Origin of the sequence: Kitasatospora sp. MY 5-36, from assembly GCF_001182915.1 — a bacterium.
Lineage (GTDB): Bacteria > Actinomycetota > Actinomycetes > Streptomycetales > Streptomycetaceae > Kitasatospora.
Genome location: NZ_LFVW01000787.1, coordinates 1 through 4,513 on the forward strand (window position 1 = coordinate 1; position 4,513 = coordinate 4,513).

At 74.7% G+C, this 4,513-nt stretch carries 4 protein-coding genes; 3 read left to right on the forward strand and 1 reads right to left on the reverse strand.

Going from position 1 to position 4,513, the window contains the following annotated elements:
- Nucleotides 1–293: 293 nt before the first annotated feature.
- Complete coding sequence (locus AE652_RS35980; RefSeq protein ID WP_049659216.1) at nucleotides 294–1,100, reverse strand: SAM-dependent methyltransferase; 807 nt, start codon at nucleotides 1,098–1,100, stop codon at nucleotides 294–296.
- A gap of 248 nt (nucleotides 1,101–1,348) precedes the next feature.
- Here AE652_RS35980 and AE652_RS35985 point away from each other — a divergent pair, with 248 nt between their 5' ends.
- From AE652_RS35985 to egtA, 3 genes are all read left to right on the forward strand, one after another.
- Nucleotides 1,349–1,858: an SRPBCC family protein gene (locus AE652_RS35985; RefSeq protein ID WP_049659217.1), complete on the forward strand. Its 510-nt coding sequence runs from the start codon at nucleotides 1,349–1,351 to the stop codon at nucleotides 1,856–1,858.
- A gap of 50 nt (nucleotides 1,859–1,908) precedes the next feature.
- A complete protein-coding gene (locus tag AE652_RS35990) occupies nucleotides 1,909–3,159 on the forward strand; it encodes an aminotransferase class I/II-fold pyridoxal phosphate-dependent enzyme (RefSeq protein WP_082346197.1) in 1,251 nt (416 codons plus the stop codon).
- A 264-nt stretch (nucleotides 3,160–3,423) separates the two neighbouring features.
- The coding region (gene egtA, locus AE652_RS35995) for an ergothioneine biosynthesis glutamate--cysteine ligase EgtA (RefSeq protein WP_049659219.1) at nucleotides 3,424–4,513 on the forward strand (1,090 nt) is incomplete at its 3' end.

The following is a 4,513-nucleotide window of genomic DNA, read 5'->3' on the forward strand; positions in this document are numbered from 1 at the left end:
GGGCGCGGTGCAGCAGCGCGGCGGTGCGCGCGACCAGCCGGCCGAGCAGGCCGGGGTGGACGGCGGTGCCGTGGTCGGCGGAGAGCAGCCGGGCCCACTCCTCGTGGAACCGCTCCGCGTTGCCGCGCACCGGGGTGGTACTCATCTGCTGAACCTGGTTCCTCTGGTGTACGCGCCGGTTCCGGCGGGCCCGGCAGGCCTTGCGGGCCGAGCGGGCCGAGCGGGCCGGGCAGGCCTCGCGACGGCCGCCGCACGGGGCGTGCGGCCGTCGGTGCCTCGTCCGTCGCGTCCGCTCAAGGGCGGATCCCCACGCCCGCCACCCCGGCGATCCGCTCGGGGTGCTCACCGACCGTACCCGGCTGGTCCGGACGCCACAGCGGCAGGTGCACCACACCCGGCTCGACCAGCTCGAAGCCGGAGAACATCGCGGTGATCTGCTCGTGGGTGCGCATGGTCAGCGGGGTCGGCGTCCGCTGGTAGAGCTTCTGGTGGTCCTCGGCCTGGTCGGGGCGGCTCTCCAGGGCGGCGTGCGAGAGCACCAGCGCGCTGCCGGGCGGGAGGGCGTCGCGGACCGTTCCGATCAGCCGCCACGGGTCGTCCTCGTCGCCGACGAAGTGCGCGACGGCGACCAGCAGCACGGCCACGGGCTCGCCGGCCGCCAGCAGCTCGGTGACCTCGGGGCGGGCCAGCAGGTCGTCGACGTCGCGCAGGTCGGCCTGGGCGACGGCGCAGTCGTGGTCGTCCTCCAGCAGCAGGCGGCTGTGCGCGACGGCGACCGGGTCGCGGTCCACGTAGACCACCTTGGCCTCGGGGCGGATCGCCCGGGCGATCTCGTGCACGGCGCCGAAGGTCGGGATGCCGGAGCCGATGTCCAGGAAGCGGGTGACGCCCTGCTCGGCGAGGAAGGTCACGGCGCGGCGCAGGAAGGCGCGGTTGGAGCGCATGATCTGCGGCAGCTCCGGCCACATGGCGATCGCCTTGCGGGCCATCTCCCGGTCGACCTCGAAGTTGTGCGAGCCCCCCAGGTAGTAGTCGTAGACCCGCGCGGCGTTCGGTTTGTCCAGGTCCGTGCCCTCCGGTACCCAGCTCGGTCGCCGCATGCCTGTGACTCCTTCACTCCGGTTTCTGGGGTCGCAGCGCCCAGGGGATGCTGCCGTGACTGATGAGACTACAAGCACAGAAGATCCTCCCCCGCACCCCGAACGGGTGCAAGCGGAGTGCTTCCTTCCTCCCGGACAGGCGCTTCCGGAAGATTCACCTCCGGTTACCGGCCGTGCCACGGACCAACTCGGCAACGGTCCAACGGCGTTCACCCCTCGGAGCGACCGGCCCGGACTAGGGTGGGGCCGTGGACCCCAACCACTACCGATTCCGGGGCGTCTGGCGGCTCGCGGCTCCGGCGACCGCCGTGTACGCGGCCCTCGAGGACGTGCGGAGCTATCCGCTGTGGTGGCCGGAGATCCGCGAGGTCCGACCGACCGGCGAGGACTCCGGGGACGTGGTGGTGCGCGCGCTGCTGCCGTACCGGTTGGTGATCGGGCTGGCGGCGAAGCGGCGCGACCCGGCCGCCGGGGTGCTGGAGGTGGCCATGCGGGGCGACCTTGCCGGGTGGTCGCGGTTCACGGTGACGCCGGACCTGGCGGGCGGGGCCAGCGAGGCGGGTGGACCGAGCGGGGCCCGCGGGCCGGGCGGTCCGGGCAGCCGGGTGCTGTTCGAGGAGGAGACCCGGCCCGGCAAGCCCCTGCTGCGCCGGCTCGCCCTGCCGCTGCACCCGCTGTTCCGGGCCAACCACGCGGTGATGATGCGCCGGGGGCGGCGGGGGCTCGCGGCGTACCTGGCGGGGGCGGCGGCGGGGTGACGGGCGTCGAGCGGCGTGACGGGCGTCGGAGGACGGAGGGCGGCGAACAGATGACAGACGACAACTTTCAGCGAACAGATGACAGCTTTCGAAATCTGTCATCTGTTCGCGACACCCCCGGCCCCGCGCCCACCGACGTCCCCGCCCCCGACTTCGGCTTCGACGCCCCCTTCGACCGCACCGGCACCGGCAGCAGCAAGTGGGCCCGCGCGGACGCCCCGGGGACGATCGCGATGGGCCTCGCCGACATGGACCTGCCCGGCCCGCCCGCCGTCGCCGAGGCACTGGAGCGACGCGCCCGGCACCGCGCGTACGGCTACACGGTCTGCGACCCGGCCGGCCGCGCGCTGGTGGCCGACTGGTACCGCACCCGGCACGGCGCCGCGGTCGACCCGGACTGGGTCCTGCTGCTGCCCTGCGGCCCGCGCACCGCGCTGCGCCTCCTCCTGGAGACCGTACGGCCGCAGGCCCCCGTCCTCTTCCCCACCCCCGAGTGGGGCGGCTTCGCCCAGCTCTGCCGCGCGGCCGGCCTCCCGTACCGCGAACTGCCGCTGCACCCGGCGCACCCGCCGCAAGTACCGCACCCGGGCCCGAGCGGCTACCGGCTCCCGTCGGACCCGCTCCCCCGCCCCGTCGGCGCCGTACTGCTGAGCAACCCGCACAACCCCTCCGGCACGGTGTGGCCGGCCGACGCCGTGCGCGCTCTCGCCGCCCGGGCAGCCGAGAGCGGTGTGCTGCTGGTCTCGGACGAGGTGCACGGCGACCTCACCCACCCCGACCGCGCCCACCCCGTCGCCGTCACCACCGCCGACCCGGCGCACCGGCCCCTCGTCGTCACCCTCAACTCCGTCGGCAAGACCTTCAACTGCTCCGGCATCCCCAGCAGCTTCGCCCTCGTCCCCGACCCCGGGCTGCGTGCCCGGTTCACCGAGGCGCTGGCCGGCTACGGCCTCTGGGAGGGCGGCCTGCTGGAGCAGACCGTGCAGCAGGCGGCGCTGCGCGAGGGCGGGCCCTGGCTGGACGCGCTGCTCGCCCACCTGGCCGCCGCCCGCACCCGGCTGACCGACCGGCTCGGGCCCGCCGTCCGCGCCACCCCGCGGGCCTCCTACCTGCTCTGGCTGGACGCCGCCGCGCTCGGCCTGCCGCCCGCCGACGCCCGCCGGGCGCTGCTGGAGCGCTGCGGTCTGGAGGCCTCCGACGGCGCCGACTTCGGGCCCGGCGGCCGGGGTTCGCTGCGCCTGAACTACGCCCTGCCGTGGCCGGTGCTGGCGAGCGTCCTCGAGCGGCTGGAGCGCCTGTGACCCCGGCACGTGCCCCGGCCGGGTACGGACCGCTCCCTGCCCGCCGATCGGCCTGACAGCCCCGAACTCACCCGTTCGCCACAGCTCTGACCTGCGAAAACGAACGTTCACACGATTTTTGCGGGGCATCCCCGCATGCTCCGTAGCAGACTGGGCAAAGTAGACCGGGCCGCAATCGTGATCCCGAGGATGGTGAGTCCGGTGATACCGGTATCCCGCACCACTCCGCCCGACCGGCAGAGCACGCCAACACCCCCGCCGGGGGTGACCCCGTTGACCGAATCGGGGGCGCGCAGCCACGTGTCGGGCGTCTGCTTCAAGATCGGACCGCCCCGTCTGGTGGGGGTGGAGGTCGAATGGTTCGTCCATGACGATCGATGTCCGTCCCGCCCCGTACGGCCGGAACTACTCCACGCCGCACTGGAGTCGCTGCCACTCGGCGGACCGGACGGCGTTTCCCTCCCCTCCGGTTCGCGCCTCACGCTCGAACCCGGCGGACAGGTCGAGCTCAGCTCCCCGCCCGCCACCGGCCTCCTGGCCTGCGTCGAGGACACCCGACGCGATCTGACCGCCCTGCGGGCCGCCTTCGCGGCACAGGGCCTGCGACTCACCGGCACCGGGACGGACCCGTACGCCCGCCCCCGACGGATGGTGCTGGACCACCCCCGCTACCTCGCGATGGAGCGCTTCTTCGACTCCGCCGGGCCCTGGGGCCGCATCATGATGACCGGCACCGCGTCGGTGCAGGTCTGCCTGGACGCCGGCGAGGCGGACGGGCCGCACGCGGTGGAGCGCCGCTGGCGACTGGCCCACCGGCTGGGCCCGGTGCTGGTCGCCGCCTTCGCCAACTCCCCGACACTGGACGGTAGTTCGACCGGCCATCGGTCCACCCGGCAGGCCGTCTGGTCCCGGATGGACCCGACCCGCACGCTCGCCCCGGAGCCGGACCACGGCGACCCGCGCGAGGCCTGGGCACAGTACGTGCTGGACGCCCGAGTCCTGTGCGTACGAAGGCCCGAGGGCCTGCCCTGGACGGCCCCGACCGGCCTGACCTTCCGCGACTGGATCCGCGGCGCGGGCGAACGCCCGCCCACGCTCGACGACTTGGACTACCACCGCACCACCCTCTTCCCACCGGTGCGCCCGCGCGGCCACCTGGAGCTGCGGATGATCGACGCCCAGCCCGGGGACGGCTGGGTGGTGGTCGCCGCGCTGGTCACCGCGCTGCTGGACGACCCGGTGGCCGCCGATGCCGCGCTGGCCGCGCTGGAGCCGCTGGAACGCACCGACGGCCCGCGCCCGCCGCGCAGCGAGGTCTGGCGCCGGGCCGCCACCCTGGCCATGGCCGACCCGG